The sequence below is a fragment of the Myroides sp. ZB35 genome, assembly GCF_001865835.1.
Classification (GTDB): domain Bacteria; phylum Bacteroidota; class Bacteroidia; order Flavobacteriales; family Flavobacteriaceae; genus Flavobacterium; species Flavobacterium odoratimimum.
Window position 1 is genome coordinate 3,777,396 of the sequence record NZ_CP017769.1, and the last position, 21,004, is coordinate 3,798,399.

Annotated in this window: 15 protein-coding genes; 11 read left to right on the forward strand and 4 right to left on the reverse strand. The window is 34.2% G+C overall.

Annotated elements, in window-relative coordinates:
* Positions 1 to 350 precede the first annotated feature (350 nt).
* The 4 genes from BK054_RS18705 to BK054_RS16760 all read left to right on the forward strand — a co-directional run bounded on the left by BK054_RS18705 (position 351) and on the right by BK054_RS16760 (position 8,826).
* A complete protein-coding gene (locus BK054_RS18705) occupies positions 351 to 2,930 on the forward strand; it encodes a beta strand repeat-containing protein (protein WP_232234306.1) in 2,580 nt (859 codons plus the stop codon).
* 67 nt (positions 2,931 to 2,997) lie between these two features.
* Positions 2,998 to 4,527, forward strand: coding sequence for a hypothetical protein (locus BK054_RS16750; RefSeq protein WP_006265684.1), 1,530 nt, complete (start codon positions 2,998 to 3,000; stop codon positions 4,525 to 4,527).
* Positions 4,528 to 4,970: 443 nt separating this feature from the next.
* The gene (locus tag BK054_RS16755) at positions 4,971 to 6,596 is read left to right on the forward strand and encodes a hypothetical protein (protein ID WP_006265685.1); all 1,626 of its coding nucleotides are present in this window, start codon (positions 4,971 to 4,973) and stop codon (positions 6,594 to 6,596) included.
* A gap of 25 nt (positions 6,597 to 6,621) precedes the next feature.
* Positions 6,622 to 8,826: a hypothetical protein gene (locus BK054_RS16760; RefSeq protein ID WP_071307582.1), complete on the forward strand. Its 2,205-nt coding sequence runs from the start codon at positions 6,622 to 6,624 to the stop codon at positions 8,824 to 8,826.
* Positions 8,827 to 8,981: 155 nt separating this feature from the next.
* On the opposite strand, the gene BK054_RS16765 is transcribed toward BK054_RS16760, so the two are convergent.
* Both BK054_RS16765 and pyrR read right to left on the reverse strand, forming a co-directional pair.
* The gene (locus BK054_RS16765; RefSeq protein WP_006261576.1) at positions 8,982 to 9,908 is read right to left on the reverse strand and encodes an aspartate carbamoyltransferase catalytic subunit; all 927 of its coding nucleotides are present in this window, start codon (positions 9,906 to 9,908) and stop codon (positions 8,982 to 8,984) included.
* A 27-nt stretch (positions 9,909 to 9,935) separates the two neighbouring features.
* Positions 9,936 to 10,484 (reverse strand): bifunctional pyr operon transcriptional regulator/uracil phosphoribosyltransferase PyrR, encoded by a 549-nt coding sequence (gene pyrR, locus BK054_RS16770; RefSeq protein ID WP_006261577.1) that lies wholly within the window; start codon positions 10,482 to 10,484, stop codon positions 9,936 to 9,938.
* 156 nt (positions 10,485 to 10,640) lie between these two features.
* Here pyrR and BK054_RS16775 point away from each other — a divergent pair, with 156 nt between their 5' ends.
* From BK054_RS16775 to BK054_RS16785, 3 genes are all read left to right on the forward strand, one after another.
* Positions 10,641 to 11,450: a hypothetical protein gene (locus tag BK054_RS16775; RefSeq protein WP_006265687.1), complete on the forward strand. Its 810-nt coding sequence runs from the start codon at positions 10,641 to 10,643 to the stop codon at positions 11,448 to 11,450.
* 264 nt (positions 11,451 to 11,714) lie between these two features.
* Entirely contained in the window at positions 11,715 to 12,533 is an 819-nt protein-coding gene (locus BK054_RS16780) for an META domain-containing protein (RefSeq protein WP_006261579.1), read from the forward strand.
* Between the two features lie 224 nt (positions 12,534 to 12,757).
* Entirely contained in the window at positions 12,758 to 13,300 is a 543-nt protein-coding gene (locus tag BK054_RS16785) for an NADPH-dependent FMN reductase (RefSeq protein WP_006261580.1), read from the forward strand.
* Positions 13,301 to 14,307: 1,007 nt separating this feature from the next.
* On the opposite strand, the gene BK054_RS16790 is transcribed toward BK054_RS16785, so the two are convergent.
* Positions 14,308 to 16,230, reverse strand: coding sequence for an OmpA family protein (locus tag BK054_RS16790; RefSeq protein ID WP_006265688.1), 1,923 nt, complete (start codon positions 16,228 to 16,230; stop codon positions 14,308 to 14,310).
* A gap of 142 nt (positions 16,231 to 16,372) precedes the next feature.
* Between BK054_RS16790 and BK054_RS16795 the strand changes: the two genes are divergently transcribed.
* Positions 16,373 to 16,957: an O-methyltransferase gene (locus BK054_RS16795; protein ID WP_006265689.1), complete on the forward strand. Its 585-nt coding sequence runs from the start codon at positions 16,373 to 16,375 to the stop codon at positions 16,955 to 16,957.
* A gap of 57 nt (positions 16,958 to 17,014) precedes the next feature.
* Here the strand turns inward: BK054_RS16795 and BK054_RS16800 are convergent, their stop codons facing one another.
* Positions 17,015 to 17,860, reverse strand: coding sequence for a prephenate dehydratase (locus BK054_RS16800; protein ID WP_071307583.1), 846 nt, complete (start codon positions 17,858 to 17,860; stop codon positions 17,015 to 17,017).
* Positions 17,861 to 18,045: 185 nt separating this feature from the next.
* Between BK054_RS16800 and BK054_RS16805 the strand changes: the two genes are divergently transcribed.
* The 3 genes from BK054_RS16805 (at position 18,046) to menD (ending at position 20,977) form a co-directional block, all read left to right on the forward strand.
* A complete protein-coding gene (locus tag BK054_RS16805; protein ID WP_006265690.1) occupies positions 18,046 to 18,492 on the forward strand; it encodes a GNAT family N-acetyltransferase in 447 nt (148 codons plus the stop codon).
* 79 nt (positions 18,493 to 18,571) lie between these two features.
* Entirely contained in the window at positions 18,572 to 19,168 is a 597-nt protein-coding gene (locus tag BK054_RS16810) for a glutathione peroxidase (protein ID WP_006264075.1), read from the forward strand.
* 153 nt (positions 19,169 to 19,321) lie between these two features.
* Positions 19,322 to 20,977, forward strand: coding sequence for a 2-succinyl-5-enolpyruvyl-6-hydroxy-3-cyclohexene-1-carboxylic-acid synthase (gene menD, locus BK054_RS16815; RefSeq protein ID WP_006265691.1), 1,656 nt, complete (start codon positions 19,322 to 19,324; stop codon positions 20,975 to 20,977).
* Positions 20,978 to 21,004 lie beyond the last annotated feature (27 nt).

The window sequence follows — 21,004 nt, forward strand, 5'->3', positions numbered from 1 at the left end:
AATCACTTATTTATGTTATCCAAAAAGGATACTTTTTAGACTATTTTTTGCCTCTTTTCTACATCATAGCAAACAGTAATACTGTAAAAATTATAATTAAAGAATTAAAAAACCTCATTTACTAATTGTCTTTAACATTTATTAAAATAGAAGTAGAAGTACGATATAGACTTTTGTTTTAGTAGATAAACTACTACATAAATTATCTATTTTTTAAATAAAATTAAAAACAATTAAATTATAAAACGGTTTTTAACTTAAAATAACAAGTATAATTATTATAAACACTCTTAAAGTAAAACATTATACATATTATTTTATGTTAATTTTACTCGCAAATTATTGTTGTTATGAAAAAGAAAATTACTTTAGCATTATTCCTATTGGGAACAGTTGGGCTATATGCACAAACAGGAATTGGTACAACACTACCTAATTCTACTTCTATATTAGATGTTGACTCGACTAATAAAGGGATATTAATACCTCGTGTTAATTTATTAAATGATACGGATAAAACTACTATTAAAGGTGGGGACTATCCTGAAAGTTTAATTGTATACCACAATGGAACTAAAGATCTAATAGCAGGGTTTTACTATTGGGAGAAGAAAAAATGGAATGTGCTAATCTCTAATACAAATCTATACGAATACATCAAAAAAGAAGCCAAGCAAGATACCGTTATGATCAAACATGAAAATGGAGATTATATCTTCACATGGAAAGATGATAAAGGAGTAGAACAAACGATGAAAATCAGTGATGTAATAAAGAAATTTGAAACCTTAACGGAGTTTAAAGGAGCTATAGAAGGAAATGAAGCTGTACTAACCTATAAACCAGAACGAGGGGTAGAAACTAAGGTGCTTCTTACCGATTTATTAAAAAAGAGCACTGACTTTGAAACCTATATCAAGAGTTTGATTACCACTAATGTGGTAGTACCTACTACAGTAGTAGCGAATGGTAGTGGTACAGAAGTAGCTAAAACTATAGATACTAATAGCAATACCACAACCTATAAAGTGTCTGTTGTACCTACTGAAATAGATCTTACAGGTGATGTAGGAGGAAAAGCAGGTGCCAATACCCTAAATAAAATAAAGGATGTTACAGTTAGCCCTACCCTACCTACAACTACAGGGCAGGCATTAGTGTATAATAGTAGCACAAAAGTATGGGAACCTGGTAAACCTGCTGTAAATACAGGAGATATAACGGGTAAAGCCGACTTGTCTACCGATGGGATAATCGTAATTGGTGACCCTACAAAAGATGTAAAATCTTCACCTAACGCTGTATTAGCAGCTACAACATTAAGCATTAAAAATGCCTCTATTACAGGTGGTAAAATTGCACCTACAACTATCGCTACAGGCAACTTGGTTGATAAAGCAGTTACGGTTGGAAAAATAGCAGATGGTGGGGCAGACAGAGTATTAACGACTACTGCTGCGGGAGTGGCTCAATGGGAACCTAGAGCAAACTTAGCTGTAGCTAAAGCAAATTTAACAACAGATGGTATTATCGTTGTAGGTGATGCCGCAACAGGGACTAATACAGCAGCTAATGCAGTATTAGCCGCTACTACTTTAAGTATTAAGAATGGTTCGATTACAGGTGGAAAGATAGCAGCAGCAACAATAGCAGGAGGAAATATTGCAACAGGGGCTATTGGTGGAGGACATATTGCAGCTAATGCAGTTAATGGAAATACACATATAGCCAATGCTACTATTCCTTTAGGAAAATTAGCGAATGGGACAGCAAATACGATATTAACTACTACTGCAGCGGGGTTGCCACAATGGGAGCCTCGAGCTAATTTAGCTGTAACTAAGGCAAATTTAACAACAGATGGTGTTATTGTTGTAGGTGATGCCGCAACAGGGACTAATACAGCAGCTAATGCAGTATTAGCCGCTACTACTTTAAGTATTAAGAATGGTTCGATTACAGGAGGAAAGATAGCAGCAGCAACAATAGCAGGAGGAAATATTGCAGTAGGGGCTATTGGTGGAGGACATATTGCAGCTAATGCAGTTAATGGAAATACACATATAGCCAATGCTACTATTCCTTTAGGAAAATTAACGAATGGGACAGCAAATACGATATTGACTACGACTGCAGCGGGGTTACCACAATGGGAACCTAGAGCTAATTTAACTGTAACTAAGGCAAATTTAACAACAGATGGTATTATCGTTGTAGGTGATGCGGCAACAGGGACTAATACAGCAGCGAATGCAGTATTAGCCGCTACTACTTTAAGTATTAAGAATGGTTCGATTACAGGTGGAAAGATAGCTGGTGGAACTATAGGTAGTGGACATATAGCAGATAATGCAATCATAACTTCTAAAATAGTTAATGGGGCTGTAACAGGAGGAAAGATAGCTGCTGCAACGATAGCAGGTTCAAATATTGCAGCAGGTACAATTACAGGAGGAAATATTGCAGGAGCTACGATAGCTACTGGAAATATAGCAAATAATGCAATCACTGTAGATAAAATTTTGAATGGTGCAGTATCAACAGCTAAAATGGCAAATGGACCAGCAAACTCTGTATTGACAACAAATGCTTCAGGAGCACCATTATGGGTAGCTCAAAATAGTATTATGCCAAACTTTTTCTATTTACCTCCTATTAGTATTACCATAACTCCTAATACAACAAATAAAACATTAAATGTCTACGATATTTATAAAGCTCAGTATGGATCTCCTAAAAGTAAAAGTAATGCAGGAGCTTCATTACCTGTGCTTACTGCAGCTCAATTGAATTTTTATGTTATTTATGCAGATCCTGCTGTATTTAGTACAGCAACAATTAATGCTAGTGGAGTGTTGACTTATAGTATTCCAGCTACTGCTAAACCAAGTGGAGCAACTTTTATTACTATTGTGTTACAGGTGAAATAGAAAGTCTTAAAGTGCAGGTGAGAGATCACAAGTATTCTTTTAGTAATGTTTAAAAGTAGAAGTAAATATGAAAAATAAACTGTTTTTAGTTTTTATAATGATATTGCCTGGAATTTTATTGGCACAAGGTACAAGAATATTTCCGTATAAATTAGCTTTAACAGGAACAAGTAAACCTCCTGAAATCTTAGAAGGAGTAAGTCAGAATGCTCCTTTAGGTACTGCAAGGTATACCAAAGATGGTATCATGTTGACCTCTGATGTTAAATATGGATTTAGTGGTTTTTCTTTGAATCAATTGGCTTTTACGTCCGAGTTTGGGTTGATTATTGAATTTGAATATGCTATGTATGGCGGAGTAACTTATGGAGGAAGATATGGAGATGGAATGTCCTTTTTTATGTATGATGGTAGTCAGGCTTTATCTTTAGGACAGGTAGGAGCAGCTTTAGGATATACATATAGAAATGATCCTGGACTATCAGGGTATAATCCCAATATTGCTACCCACAATGGGTTAAAGGGAGGGTATTTAGGAGTAGGGCTAGATGTATATGGTCGATATAAACTTCAAGTAAATAATTCAAGAGAAGTAAATGAAGGGGTTCCTCCTACAACAGCTGGTTTCAATGATATTGGAGCAAATCATGTTACTCTTAGAGGGGCAGTTAATCCAGCAAATAATAAAGGATACCCTGTTTTAATTACAAAACAAATTAGTGGTGTTGATGAACAAAAGTATTCAGGAGCACAATTAAATGTTACTAATGGTAATTATACTTTTGATCCACCTTATCCTTTATCAAAAGATTCATTTGTATTACGAACGTCTAAAGCTGCTAATGGTGTAGTGAGCTATAATAAGGTAAAAATAGAGCTAGTACCTAAAACAGTTGGAGAAATGACAGTCAATGTTTATGTGACGAATGGAAATGTAACACGACATATTATACAAGATTATAAATATGTAAAATCTTTAGTTGCAAAAAACTTTGATGGTAAAGCATATAGTTTAAATACAGTTGTTCCTAAAACATTTAAAATAGGTTTCGCTGCTTCTACAGGAGCAGCAACGCAATTTACTTTAGTACGTAATGTAAGTGTGGACTTACCTTTTGCTCCTTTTGCAAAAATGGATGTGGAAGAAGCTTGTATTTCGTTGTTTCCAATAAATAAAGGCAAACAAATTGTTTTCAATCCATTTTCAAATGATACTTTTTTTAATGGATCTTTAACAGGATATCCTTCTGGAGGAAATAGCTCTACTCATATTGATGCGAATAGTTTTAGATTTGAAGATGCTAATGGAAATCCACTGGGTACTACAGGTGCTAATGCAAGTTATGTACAAGCTGGAGTTGGTACTTGGAGTTATAATGCAAGTACACGTTTAGTAACGTTGACTTTGTCTCAAGATACTTATGGTACAAGTAATTCTGTGAAGCAATTGTTTTATTCTGCAAAAGGAACTTCTGTAGGAGGAGGGCCTTTTAATAATGAGTATTACAGATCTGCTCCTGCAGCAATGGAGCTTCGATTGTACGTTTGTCCTGATGAAGCAAGAGTCAATCCTAATTTCTCTATTGAAAAAAATTAATCGATTTAACACCCAATTTACCTAACCCCCTAAACTCTTCATTATTAAGTTAATGGAGAGTTTTTTTATTACACTAGTTGATGAAAAGATAAATCACTTATTTATGCTATCCCAAAAGGATACTTTTTAGACTATTTTCTGTCTCTTTTATAGATACTAACACGGAGTAATACTGTAAGAATTATAATTAAAGATCTAACACCCTCACCTATTAACTAGATTTAACATTTATTAAAATATACGCAAAAATACTATACATATTTTAATTTTAGTAGCTAAACCACTATATTAAATATTCATTTCTTACATATAATTTAAAGAAAAAAACACAATCACCATACTTTCAAGTTAAAAATATTTGTATAATTATTATAACAAACGCCAATAAATAGTATTTATAATATTATTTTATGTTAATTTTATTCACAAATTATCATTGTATTATGAAAAAGAAAGTTGTTTTAGTATTAATGCTACTTGGTACAGTAGGATTATATGCGCAAACAGGAATCGGTACTAATCTTCCTAACCCTACATCTATACTAGATGTAACATCTACTACTAAAGGGATGTTAATACCGCGTGTTGACTTACTAAGTGATATAGATAAAACCACTATTAAAGGAGGAGATTATCCTGAGAGTTTAATAGTATACCACAATGGAACTAAAGACCTAATCGCGGGATTTTACTATTGGGAAAAAAATAAATGGAATGTATTAATCTCTAATACAAATCTATACGAATACATCAAGAAAGAAGCCAAGCAAGATACCGTTATGATCACACAAGACAATGGAGATTATATATTCACTTGGAAAGATGATAAAGGGGTAGAACAAACGATGAAAATCAGTGATGTAATAAAGAAGTTTGAAACCTTAACGGAGTTTAAAGGAGCTATAGAAGGAAATGAAGCTGTACTAACCTATAAACCAGAACAAGGAGTAGAAACTAAAGTACTTCTTACCGATTTATTAAAAAAAAGCACTGACTTTGAAACCTATATCAAGAGTTTGATTACCACTACTGTGGTAGTACCTACTACAGTAGTAGCGAATGGTAATGGTACAGAAGTAGCTAAAACTATAGATACTAATAGCAATACCACAACCTATAAAGTGTCTGTTGTACCTACTGAAATAGACCTTACAGGTGATGTAGGAGGAAAAGCAGGTGACAATACGATAAACAAAATAAAAAAAGTGACAGTTAGCCCTACCCCACCTACAACTACAGGGCAGGCATTAGTATATAACGACGCAACGAAAGTATGGGAACCTGGTAAACCTACTGTAAATACAGGTGATATAACGGGTAAAGCCGACTTGTCTACCGATGGGATAATCGTGGTAGGAGATGCTACTACTGGTACAAATTCTTCTGCTAATTCTGTTTTGGCAGCTACTACATTAAGCATTAAAAAAGAATCTATCACCTCTAGTCTGATTAAAGATGGTACGATAGAGTTAACAGATATGAACAAAGGAGATGCGAATGCTGTATTAACGACTAATACTACAGGAGACTTAAAATGGGAACCACGTACTAGTTTTGGAGATGCTATAACAGTAAGCAATGGTTTGAGTAAAGTAAATAATACTATAGAATTAGGAGGAGTCTTAACTAAGGCTACTGAGATTACTACTACAGCTACTAATACATTATCCATTAAAGGATTGTCTTCGACAGCAAATACTTATCACGATAGTGTATTGATGGTAGATGGTAATGGAACAGTTCGCAAAAGAAGAAGTGCTGTCCCAACCTATTTGTATATGCCTCCGATTTCCATCGATGTGGTGCCAGATGAGAAAAATAAAGCATTAGATTTATATAACGTTTATAAACAGCAATTTACTACACCTGTAATATCAAGTAGTGGTAAGGGAATAGAGGTGTTTAATGTAGATGAGTTAAACTATATCGTCATCTATGCAGATCCTAATGTTTACACTAATCTAAGAATATCTCAGACTGGAGTACTTACCTATGACGTAAAGGCTACAGCGATGCCGACAGCTAACACTTTTATCACTGTAGTATTACAGGTTAAAGAAGGTATTTAATCTTAACTTTTAAGAAGTGAAAATTATGTTTGAAAAACAAAATAATCGTTCTTTAAAAGAACTACTAAGCTATCTACTGTTGTGTTGTGCATTTTTAGCTCTAACAGGAAGCGTATATGGGCAAGGGATAGAAAGAACTAAAACAGAAAGAAAGATTGTTAGACCACAAAAACCTTTTAACAAAATAATGCCAAATTTACGTCAGGGGGATTTTGCAGTGATAGGAAATACGAATCAATATTACACAAATTACAACCCAGCTTTAGACAATACTCAATCCATGAGGTTTGTTGATATAGATAATGATCCTACTACAGTAAACTCATCTATGGCAGAGTTGAAGATACCTGGAGGAGCCAATACCAAAATTGTATATGCAGGGCTGTATTGGATTGGAACTATTCCTAAGGGGTTAGAGGAAGTAGATGTTACGGTTGATAATAAAACCTGGAAACTTAATAAAAGAAAAGTTAAACTAAAACATGCTAAAAATAGTCAATATTACGATTTAGTAGATGTGGAAAGTGATTATAACTATTCAGGTCGTGTATATACATCAAAGGTTGACATCACAGATATAATACAAGAAAATGGTGAAGGAGATTATTATGTAGCCAATGTCGCTAGTGATTTAAAGGATAATGAAGAAAAAATCACTGGTTGGGGGATGGTAGTTGTGTATAGTAATGAATCCATGTCATGGCGTAGTATTAATCTTATAGAACATATGGGGTATTATAGTTCTGGGGGAGGGAAGTCTATAGCTACAACAGTTTATGCTATTAATAAAGGAGATATTCATTTGAATATAGGATATATAGTAGGAGGAGCAACTAAAGTATATGATAATGATTACTTAATATTTAAGAACGAAAATAATGAGCAGTTTAAATTAAGCCATTCAGGTAATAGTGAAGATAATTTCTTTAATGGAAGCATTTATCTAACAGATTCAAAGAGACTGCCTAAATATGTAGATAACGCTGGTATGGATATTGGTATGATGGAAGTGCCAAATCCTAATAATACAGTTATTAAAAATGGGGACGGAATCTATTCTATAATGCCTAGTGTAAAACACCGACAAGAGCATTTTTATATGCCTGCTTTGCTTTCTTCTGTTGAAACTTTTGTGGTAGATGTTTTACCAGAGAATTTTATACAGTCAGGAGTAGTGGATAATGGAACAGTCGGACCTGGACAAGAAATGGTGTGGGATTTAACAATTCGCAATGTTAGTGGACAAGAGGAAGCTAGAGGAGGAAAGATAGAAATCCCTATTCCTCCTAGTTTGCATTATATAAGTAGTAGTATTGACCAGACGATGGACGTTACAGGTACAGTAACATGGACTCCTCCAGTAGGAGCAACGAGTACAGATTCTAGCAAGGTTCCTGGTGGAACTCTAGTATGGACTTTCGGTAAGAAAGTACCAATAGCAGATATCAATAAGATTTTGGGAAAGCTAACTTATAAATTAAAAGTGGTTGACTGTACGATCCTTTCTACTACAGTAAATAACCTTATGTCAGGATTTGATCTCAATGGAACGCTGCGTGTTTTGGGACAAAATGGATTTGATGATGAGATGAAGTCACCCTTAGTGAAAACACCGGGTACATTAGAGAATCGTAATTTTGAAGATTTTAGTGCAACTTTTTCTATTCCTGAATGCCCAGATATTGTAAATGGTGTTAAAATTTATGAAGAGTTCTGTACACTACCTGCTAATGTGATTGCAAGAGCAAAGATATTAGGGGATTATCCTCCTGGAACGAAGTTTTATAGTGTGGTGCCTGGTACAGCAAACTATGAACAAAGTGAAATCACAGGAGATTTTGCTGCGAATGAAACAGGGATTATGTACTATGCTATAGCACCAGGATTTGGAGAGAATCATTATATGAAATTAAGCGCTGCGTATAAAGGATTAACCTCTACCCCTACTGTGCAAAATGAAGAATTTTGTATTAGTCAGCCAGTGATTTTACACAATCAACCTTCTCAGGCTGGGTTAAAACTATACTATTTTGACAGTGCTACAGCTACTACGCCTTTAGCTAATCCACCAGCACCTACAACAGCAGGTGTACATACTTATTATGTAGCAGAAGGTGAGCTTATAGATGGAACTTACTGTCTAGGGCCTAAGAAAGCGTTTACGCTAACAGGAACTTATTGTACTTTTAAAAGTAGAATCAATCCTAACTTCTCTATAGAGAAGAAATAATATCATAACAATCAATTAATTTTTTAAAGACTCTCCGTTATTAAGTTAATGGAGAGTTTTTTTATTTAATAATATTGAATAAAAAAACACGAAATGTACTACTACATTTCGTGTTCTATAGATATAAAATAAGCCAACAAAATGGCTGGCTTGAATTATTTAATTTTTGAAGCTAATAGATAGGTTACAGCCATACGAACTGCTACTCCATTCTCTACTTGGTCTAAGATTACTGACTGTTGTGAATCAGCTACATCAGAAGTAATCTCTACTCCTCTGTTAATAGGCCCTGGGTGCATGACTACGATTTCTTTATCTAATGAATCTAAGATCTCTTTAGTCAACCCAAACTGTTGAGAATACTCTCTCGTATTAGGAAAATAGCTAAAGTCTAAACGCTCATTCTGAACGCGAAGCATATTCGCCACATCACACCATTCTAGAGCTTTTCTTAGATTAGACTCTACCTTTACTCCTAAACTCTCGATATACTTAGGGATTAATGTCTTAGGTCCACATACTCTAACCTCAGCTCCTTGCATCTGCAAAGCAAAAATATTAGACAATGCTACACGTGAATGTAGAATATCTCCTACGATCACAACCTTCTTCCCTGCTACATCCCCTAACTTTTCGCGAATAGAATAACTGTCTAATAACGCCTGTGTAGGGTGCTCATGTGCTCCATCTCCTGCATTAATAATACTTGCGCTTACGTTCTTAGATAAGAAATGAGCAGCTCCTGCATCACTGTGACGCATCACTACCATATCTACCTTCATGGCTAAGATATTATTAACTGTATCGATTAGTGTTTCTCCTTTCTTCACTGAAGACTGAGCAGCAGAAAAACTAATTACATCTGCAGATAAACGCTTTTGTGCTAATTCGAAAGATAGTTTAGTACGAGTACTGTTTTCAAAGAAGATATTCGCTATGGTAATATCTCGTAGAGAAGGAACTTTCTTAATCGGACGATTAATTACTTCCTTAAAGTGATCAGCTGTTTCGAAAATTAAATCAATATCATGCTTATTGATATACTTAATTCCTAAAAGGTGATTTACGCTTAATTCTTTCATTGTACTTCTATGAGTAGATTTAGGTAGTTAGTTTTTTTCAGTTTCTTCTAGAAAGACTGCATCTTCCTGTTCATGTTCAGACCAGTGTACACGGATAGTCTCCTCGTCAAAGGCATCTACTTGTCTTCCTCTATAATCAGGCTGTATCGGTAGGTGACGACTAAAACGACGATCTATTAATACCAATAGTTCTATCTCTGCTGGACGGCCAAAAGACTGTATAGCTGTCAGTGCGGCACGTATACTACGTCCTGTATAAAGCACATCATCTATAAATACGACTTTCTTATCTTCTACTAAGAAGTCTATTTGTGTTTTATTCGCTTCAAGAGTTTTTTGATGTCTTCTAAAGTCATCTCTAAAGAAAGTAATGTCTAAAAAACCTAAAGGCACTTCAGATATACCATATTCAGTCTTAAGGATGCTTTTAATGCGTTCTGCTAAAAATTTACCACGCGGTTGAATACCAATAAGAAGGGTATTAGAAAAATCAAGATGTTTTTCTACTAATTGACAAGCCAAACGGTGTAGAATGATATCAATCTCTTTTGAAGTAAGTAATACTTTTGGATTCATATATAAAAGAGTTGTGTTTGGGGGGTAAATTTACAATTAAATATCATTTGTCACCAATTTATTAAACATATATCTTCTAAAAAAATGTAGTTAATCAAAGGATGCTTTCTAAATCATATTGATATCTTTGGATAAAGATTAAAAATTCTATTGCTCATGATCAAGTCTAAATTCATACTATTCATTACTTTAACCCTATCTCTAGCGCTACATGCTCAGAAGATAGAAGACCCTCTTCCTTTGACAAATAAACAAATACAAAAAGAACAGTGGGTCATACAGGACAAAGAAAAAAATCTAATCCTACAATGGACTGATGGTGCTCTAGAAATAGCATTAGCCAACAAACCGATTAATCAAGATCAGAAGAAAACAATCTACGCTCGAATACCTGCTCAGCAAATCAAAGATAACATTACAGAATATGTCTTACTAACTGATAAAACAGAGTTCTTATCTACTCCTACAACAGTTAATTGGACACAAGAAGACTTAGAGTTTTTTCGCGTTTTAGAGTCTAGTGCTATCACTGTGAGTAGTACAACGGATGTCTTAATGCTTAAAAAAGGTACAGAGACTAAATATGTGTTCTATAACACAGCATTTGACCGTATGTGTAAGTTCGTCTCTAGATTTAACTGGGGACTAATTGCTTTAAATAGAGATTCAGATAATCTATCTAAGATGATTACTTCTTTTGATTTTGAAAACAAAACCATGACAGGTACGATAGATAATATCCCTTTTGAGGTGAAGTTTGATTTCTATTTTGATCAAGATACTTTTTATTTCAAAAGTTTCGAAATTCCTTATAATGCTAAAAATAGAGCAAGTCGTAAAACAAAAGAGAGATACGGGAGATACTTCACAGATAAAACATATCGCTATGATATCGCTGAACAAACACTAAATTTCTATCAAGACGAAAAGTTAGTACTCATGTTTGGTTTCATGCCTAAAGAGTAAAACACAATCTCCATAATCTTTTAAAATACGTAAAAAAAGAAATACAACTCCTTATTATCTATATCACTTATTGATTTATATTAAGTTATCAATAATATATCTCTTATAAATTGTGTTATTAAATAGGAATTACTATCTTTTCGCAATCATTTACAGATACTTCTAAAAAAACTAAACACATAATAATCAATCTATTATAACTAAATAGTTAACAAAAAGAGGGTAAATGCATCACATATATTTAGAATTATTTTAATATTTATTATGAAAAAATACGCTACTAGTTTATTTCTTTGTTTAACAAGCTTAGTAACTTTTGCACAACAAGGTTTTTTCGATTCTCAAGAAAGACATCCATTAGCACCAGATGGTATATGGAATGTGAGATGGGTATTACAAGACAATAGCAAACCTGGAACACTAACTCCTACAGATAAACATATCATGCTTAATCGTGAATATGGATCTACGATCACTGGATTTGCTGGGTGTAATGTGTTTGAAATTCCTGTAACGAAAACTTCTGTTAACTCAAAAGGTACACATCTGACGACTCGTTTTGATTCTAAAACGAATAAAGAATGTGCTACAGACGTTAAGTATGATGAGAACAAGTTCTTAAAGCGTATTTCTAATGGTACAATTACCTTTAATGAAAAAGAAGGTTTATTATACCTAATGACTAAAGATAGAATCGAGTACGTATTCGCTGATGAGAAGTTAGATAAAGTAGCTAAAGATGTACGTCGTTATGACTGGAAACTAGTAGAGCTAGATGGTGGTGAAAAAAGACCTTATAGACAATGGATTACTTTTGACTTTCACAATTACTTAGTGAAAGGAAATAACGGATGTGCTTTATTCGAAGCTCCATTTGCTATTAATACAAAAACGAGTACAGTCACTTTGTTTGAACTTCAATCGGATACTACTAAATCATGTGGTAACAGTAGCAAAGACGAGTTCTTAAAATACTTTGACAATTCTACTTACCCATTCGAAATTACAGATCAGACTCTAAATATCTTACAAAACAATAAGGTGATTATGAAGTTTGACTTAGCAAAGAAAAACTCTTTATAAAACACAAGACTGTAACAGAATACAGTCATTAAAATATCTAAAACCTGTGAAATTATACTTCACAGGTTTTTTTTTATACAACTAACTATAAATCAACCTAAACAGAATACAGTCTCAATATTCTCAGCTTTCTAATGAGGGTTAAATAAAAATTAAGATAAGCTTATAAACGCTTTACAATTGATAAATTCTTTACCTTAGTGGATTAATAACAATTTAGTTTTATGAAAGCTTTAATTTTTAATGGTTCTTTAGACGAAGAAGCATTCCGTACATCGCGACGCATTGCACAGTATTATGCAGATCAGTTCATAAATTCTAATATTGAAGTTCGACAGGTTCACTTATCAGATTTTCAAATTCCTATATTTCAAGCTAAATTAATGGATAACGTCCCAGCAGACGTAATGACCTTTGCAGATGCTTTTAGAGAAGCAGATGTGATGATTTGGCTTACTCCACTCTACCATGGTAGCCTTACTGGAGTAATGAAGAATGCTATCGATTGGTTAGAAATAACAGCTAAAGACCACCCTGCTTATTTGACAAATAAAATAGTAGGATTTACATGTTGGTCAGCTGGTAACCAAGCTATGCAAGGTATACAAGCTCTAGACAATATCGCAAAAGCACTTAGAGCATGGTCTTTGCCTTATTCTATCCCGATTAGCAACTCTGACTTATATGAAGACAATGATATCTCAGAAGTCTACAAAAAGAAAATGTCAATGTTAACCGACCTTCTAATAGAGAGTCAAACGCGATAAAACAAAAAGCCTATTTGAATACTCAATAGGCTTTTTTGTTACTATCAGAACAACAATAATTTTTGGTGGTTGGTATTTCTGTATTTAAGTGCTAAGTAAGAAAAAGAGAGGTACCTCTACCTCTCATTCCCTATAAAACAATTTTTGAAAAACACCTTATTTGGATTTCACTAAATCCTTTCTTAATTAACACTCACTTTTAATCAAATCATTAAAACAATCCCTCCTTAAACTCAATTCAAGTTCTTTTTCACAAGCAATATTTTTAAAAAACTAAGCTTAGGAGGGAATGAAAATTATAAGAGTCTTTCTCAGTCTTTATAACCATATTCTAATCGATATGGAGATGACGAAAACACGATAAAGACTCCTTGAAACATAATACAAATCAATTAAACTGAAGCTAACTTGGCTAGAGCTGACACTCCTTTTAACTATGAAAAAATTATTGTAAAAACAATAAAAGAGCTATCTATAAAACTTGTTTAACCAATCATTATGTATCAACTATTTTGTTGTTATGTTTTTTGTACTGAGCAAATGTAAACATGTTTTTATACTATACAAACCCCTGTAAATACTGGCTTTTTTACCTCAATCACCTAATGTAGATAATAACCATAATAAGTTCACTCCTCATAAAATCATTAAACTAGCACTTGTCTCTACCACCCTACATCTCTTCACATTTAACAAGCAAAATAGTTAACATACTACTCATCTAATAACTAATCTACAAAAACACTATTGACTTATTCTATAATAAACAGTCTATACATTCTACTTCTAATTTTTCTTAAATCGCTAATGGTGATAAGAGCACAAATGTTATTTAACAATTAATTAACTTAATATAATAACCTTTATTAGCTAAATACAACAACTAAATCATCTGATAAATAAGAATAAAGTTCATTACATTCCGTTTTTATGATAAATAAAGAGTTCTATTAATAGAAAAAGGCAGTGAGATAACTCACTGCCTTTACTATTTTTATACTCATATATTATCTTTGAAGGATAATAAACTCTGATCGTCTATTCTGTGCGTCTTCCCATTCACTACATGGTTCACATTCTACTTTTAGCTCTTGTGATCCATATCCCTGAGATTCTAACCTACTACTTTCTATACCTTGTGATACAATATAGTCAAGTGTAGCCTTCGCTCTATCATTTGACAATTTTAAGTTATAAGCTGGATTTCCTTTACTGTCAGAGTGTGAGTTAATTTTAACTCGCATACTAGGGTAGCGCTTCATCACTTTTACTAGCTTATCTAATTCTATCTTACTATTCTCTGTAATTTCGGTCTGATTAAAGGCAAATTGGATATCTCCTAATTCGATTTTGTCTTTCCCTATTACGAGTTCTTCTAGAGGCCTTAAGAATACGTCTATCTCCTGTACCCCTTCTTCAGCATTGACTGTGATATCAATGATTTCATCTAAATAATCTGGGTGAGAGACCTTAATCTTATAAGTCTCGCTACACTTCACTTCTCCTCTAGCCATCCCACTTCTACTAGATACACCATGATCTTCTACTCTACGTCTAGTATTGATAAACTCTACTTTAGCATCAGCTACAGGAGTATTAAAGCTCTTATTTTTAAGCATAGTTCTAAACTCTACAAAGCACAGCGGGAATGCCTTATATATATCTGTACGACCTATTCTATCAGAAGAGAATAATCCCATATTCTTATCGGGATAAAAGCTAAAAGCGAAATCGTTCTTAGCTGTGTTAATAGGTTCTCCAAGATTAGTAGGTGCATTAGATAAATTATTTAAATCTGATACATACACATCCATTCCTCCATATCCTCCCCATCGATCAGAACTAAAGTATAACTTATTATCTGACGAAACGAAAGGATAATCATTACGAGTACCTGAGTTAATCACAGGCCCAAGGTTCTCTGGTTTTCCGAACTCATCATCTTCTAATACGGCTACACGCCAAATATCTAATTCTCCATAACTTCCTGGCATATTAGAGGCAAAGTATAAGAATTTGCCATCAGGCGATAATGCAGGGCTCGTATACATAAAGCCTGCGCGGGTAAAGCGTAGTGGCTTTACTCTCTTCCACTTCTTTTTCTTCTTCTTAGCATAGAATAAACTCATCAAATGATCTCTATGCTTGACGTTATCATTCTTTCTAAACTTCCTATTTCTATAGGCTTCTGAAGCGAAATAGATACGTTGTCCATTAGCAGAGATCACACTAGGGCCGTCATTAAATCGTCTATTGACACGCCCTTTAATACGCGTTACCCCTTTTATAGGTTCATCTTTTCCCTTAAACTCAGCAGTATAAAGATCAAAGTTTGGCTTGCGTTGCCATTTATCTCTTACTTCAAATATCTTTCTAGGTATTTTCTTTTCGTGCTTCGTTCTATTTGACGCGAAGTACAACGTATCACCAGGATTTAACCATGCTCCAAAATCGTCATATTCTAAATGATTAAGGCCTGACTCCTGAAACATATAAGTAGGATATCTGTCAACTAAGTCCTTATGTGCATCTGGTTTGGCTAGAAAGTCTTTTGCTCTAGCATCTTGAGGTGCTCTACGAACGAATTGTTGCATCATATCTTTGGCTGCTTCATAACGCCCATTCTTCTCCATCACTTTAGCATATTTATAATAAATATCTGGCTTAAGTGTAGAGTCGTTTTGAGCAATTGCTTTACCATAATACCTAGATGCTTCAATATCTTGATTTAACCTATCATAACAATCTGCTAATTGCAAATAAATATAATCAGCTGTACGACGTCCTAATATAAGTCTTTTATATTCGTCCGCTGCCTTAGCATACTCGGTATTCTTATAATATTTGTCTGCTCGTTTTAAGCTTGGTTTCTTTTTTGCTTGTACAGTTATACTTAAACTACACAGTAAAACCATCAAAAAAATTCTCATACTATTCTGTTATATAGACCAATAGAGATAAATGTACTCTATTTTAACTATTTATTACTCAAAAATACTACTTTAATTACTTACTATACTAACGTATATTCTGTAAATTAGTTGTTCAAAATCAGATAAAAATCCCTTCAGTATGAATATTGAATTAAAAAAAGCATTCTTAGCTCTTTATGACACTTTTAAAAAAGAAGATGCTCAAAAAACAGACCGATTAGATAAATGGCGCAATATAGAACCTGAGTCTGCAGAGTTCCTTTCGCTATTAGTCAAAACAAAACAAGCTAAGAGAATACTGGAACTAGGTACTTCTAATGGGTTTTCAACAATATGGTTAGCCGAAGCTGTATCTCACCATCAAGGAGAAATTATCTCTATAGATATCGAAAGAGAACGTACAAATAAGGCATTTGAAAACCTAAAACAATTTAACCTACAGTCTTATGTAGAATTGCTAACCTATGACGCAGGACAATATCTAGCAGACACTAGTCTTGATTTTGATCTTATCTTATTAGATGCAGAGAGAAGTTATTATACAGGATATTGGAAAAATCTAGAACGTCTATTAGATCAGACTGAGTCTAGCTTATTGGTAGTCGATAATGTAATCTCACATGAAGCAGAAGTAGAAGAGTTTATCAATGGAATAGATGAGAATAAGTTTAAGAAAGTCATCCTCCCTATCGGAGCAGGATTGTTATTAGTTTCTAAGCAGTAAAGAAAAAGCGTGAATAATCTCATTCACGCTTTTTTACTTATACTACTAAAGTTGTAGCTATTGGTGGTCTGGTATCACTAATTTATCTTGTTTATACTCTCCTAATACCTTTAAGTATCGAGTAGCCTTAGTTACTTCTTCCATCGCCTTATAATACTTGTCATAATCTTCATTGACTAAGACAACACCTGCGTGGAATGAGTACTGGAACACACTTCCTGACAGAGGCACAGACTGTATCTTACTCAAGTTTAAATCATGAGAAGCTAGTATCTCTAATACTCTATTTAGACTTCCTTTTTGGTGATCTGTATAAAAATATAGTGAAGCTTTATTAAACCCTTCTACTTTCTTAGGCTCTCTACTTAACAAGAAAAATCGTGTATAGTTATCATACACGTCATGGATATTCTCTGCTAAGATCTCTAGATCATACATCTCTGCGGCTAATGTAGATCCGATAGATGCAACGCCTTTATACTGTTTCTCTTGGATATTTCTAGCGCATGTAGCCGTATCATCCATCGCTAGACGCTTCCAATCTGTATATTGATCTAAGAAGTTCTCGCATTGTAATAAGGCCATAGGGTGTGTACGCACCTCTGTGATATCCGCTAATGCCTGTCCTTTTAAGGCTAGTAAATTATGTCTAATAGGAAGAGCAATCTCTCCCCAAATATACAAGTCATTCTTAGTTAACAACGAGTAATTAGGTAATATAGATCCTGCAATAGAGTTCTCTATCGCCATCATGCCATAATCTACTTCTTTATTGACTAACTGTTTTACTAACGAATTAAAAGTAGGACTATCCACTATCTCTACTTCTTCTGAACCAAAGAACTTCCCAACTGCTTCATGGTGGAAAGATCCTTTGATTCCTTGAATGACTACTGATTTCATAAAATATGTTTTTGGGCTTTAATAATTGCAATATTGGCAAACTATCAAAGTTAGTAGTTTATACTTATAATAAGCAGTTTTTATACTCCATATTTTAAGTTTTTATTACTTTTAGCCTATTAATCCCTATTGGATTTAAATTAATCACACCAATTACACTTTTATAACAGCTAATTACTAAATTAATGAGTATAACAATCAGACCTTATCAGAAAGAAGACAAGCAAATCTTACTCGATATCCTTCAGCTCAATGTCCCTACTTATTTTGCGCAAGAAGAAGTAGATGACCTAGCGCTATACCTAGATCAGTATCTAGACCTCTACTATGTAGCCTTAGACAATGACAAGATTATAGGTGCTGCAGGTATTAACAGAAACTTCGAGAAGGAATTTGCTTCATTGAGTTGGGGATTCTTACATCCTGATTATCATCGAAAAGGTGCAGGTTCTCTACTCTTAAAACACAGATTAAACCTCCTAAAGCCTGATCATAGAATCAAAACAATACAAGTGCGTACCTCTCAGGTGGTGTACCGTTTTTTTGAAAAACACAATTTTGAAGTGATAGAAACTCAAGAAGATTATTGGGCAAAAGGTTTAGACCTCTATGTGATGCGTTTAAAATACTAAAGAAAACAAATTAAGCGTTAAAACAAGTAGGGAATTAAAAACAGTTTTGTAATTTCACCTCAATAAAACTCACATCATTATGAAAAAGTTATTCGTTATGGCGGCTATCTTAGCCATTACACCCATTTTTGCAAACACACACCATACTAATATTAATACCAATAAAAGCATTATGACACAAACCCCAAAAGACAAAAAAACAATTTACCAATTTAAGGTTACTGACCTTTATGGAGAAGAGTTTGACTTCGCTTCCTTAAAAGGAAAGAAAATCATGATTGTGAACACTGCTTCTGAATGCGGTCTTACACCTCAGTATAAACAACTTCAGAATATGTATAACGAATTCGGAGGAGACAACTTTGTAATCGTTGGTTTCCCTGCGAACAACTTTGGATCTCAAGAACCAGGTAGCAATGAAGAAATCGCTACTTTCTGTGAGCAGAATTATGGTGTATCATTCCCAATGATGAATAAGATATCTGTAAAAGGAGATGATATTGCACCGATATATGAGTTCTTAACTAAAAAGTCTAAGAATGGATTAGAAGACAGTGAAGTACAGTGGAATTTCCAAAAGTACTTAATAGACGAAACTGGTCATTTAGTGAAAGTAATCAACCCTAGAACACTACCAGATGCCCCAGAAATCAAAGCTTGGGTTAAGGCAAAATAAGTCACTTTACATATTTAACCTTAAATCCTCAGCTACCATTTACTGTGAATTAATTCTACTTTACATAGCTTCAATTAGCGATTAAATGTTTTCTGCGGATTTGAGGTTTAATACAATGGGTTTGTTCGTATCTTTGGGTTTTACTTTTAAATTATGAACTATCCACAAATAGAACTAGCGCAAAGTATTATTGAAATTTGTAAAGCAAAGAATATTCAACATATAATCATATCACCAGGATCACGCAATGCCCCATTAACAATAGGCTTTGCTAGTGATCCTTTTTTTACGTGTTACAGTCTCGCAGATGAGCGCTGTGCAGCCTTCTTCGGTATGGGAATTGCCCAACAGACAGCGTTCCCTATTGCCTTAGTCTGTACGTCTGGATCAGCTCTTCTTAACTATTATCCAGCTGTAGCAGAAGCCTTCTATAGTCAGATACCGATGGTTATTATCTCTGCAGATAGACCTACCTCTAAGATTGATATAGGAGATGGTCAGACCATCAGACAGCGCAATGTATATGAGAACCATATCGTATACAATGCCAATCTAACAGAAGAGGCGAGTAATGAAAATGATATTCTAATTAACAATGCCATTAATACAGCGATAGCCCAAAAAGGCCCTGTACATATCAATGCTCCTTTTGAAGAGCCGCTATACAATACTGTAGAGGAACTTACAGTTACTCCTACTATCATCAACCTAGAGACGCTACCTCTCCAATTCAAAGAGTTTGATCAATATATAGATAGTTATAAAGAGGCAACTAAGAAGTTGATCCTTGTAGGTGTTAATACACCTGATGCACTAAGTCAGGAGATCATAAATTGGTTAGCGAATGACCCTTCTGTTATTATCATGACAGAGACTACCTCTAACCTGCACCACCCTCACTGCGTAGAACATATCGATCGCATCATTACCACATTCTCTGAAGAAGATTTCTTAGCTTTTCAGCCTGATCTTTTGATTACTTTTGGAGGAATGGTGATCAGTAAGAGAATCAAAGCATTCTTGCGTAAGTATAAACCTAATCAACATTGGCATATTGATACGCTAAGACATTATGATACTTATAATGCGCTTAACAAAGCAGTATTAGATACGCCTGAGAACTTCTTCCAAACCATTAAAGAAAACGTAGAACACTATACTACATCTAACTATTACACTTGGATGCAGAGCATTGTCACAGCTAGACTAGCTAAGCATGAGGCATATTTAAAGACAATACCGTTTAGTGATTTAAGTGTATTCGAAACCTTATTTGCTCAATTGCCAAAAGGAACCCAATTGCAAATCAGTAATAGCTCAGCAATACGCTATGCTCAATTAATCAAAATAGACACTTCTAACCCTGTTTATTGTAACAGAGGTACTAGCGGAATAGATGGAAGTACTTCTACGGCTATAGGGGCTGCTGTAGCTACCCAAAAGCCTACCTTATTAATCACAGGAGATATCGGTTTTCTTTATGATAGTAATGGACTGTGGAATAACTATATTCCTAAAGACTTTAAAATACTATTGTTAAACAATGGTGGTGGTGGTATTTTCAGAATCTTGCCAGGACATAAAGAAACACCTGTATTTAATACTTACTTTGAGACAAGCCATCATCACACAGCTGAGCACTTGGCAAAGATGTATAATTTTAAATATCAAACAGCGACTAACAAAGAAGAATTAGAACAGCAATGTCAATTGTTTTTTGAAGATAATAACGGTCCTGCTATTCTAGAAGTATTCACTCCTACTGAGGTTAATAATACTGTACTGAGCAACTATTTTCGCAATATGTAATTTTAACAGCGATTAATGCTTGCGTAT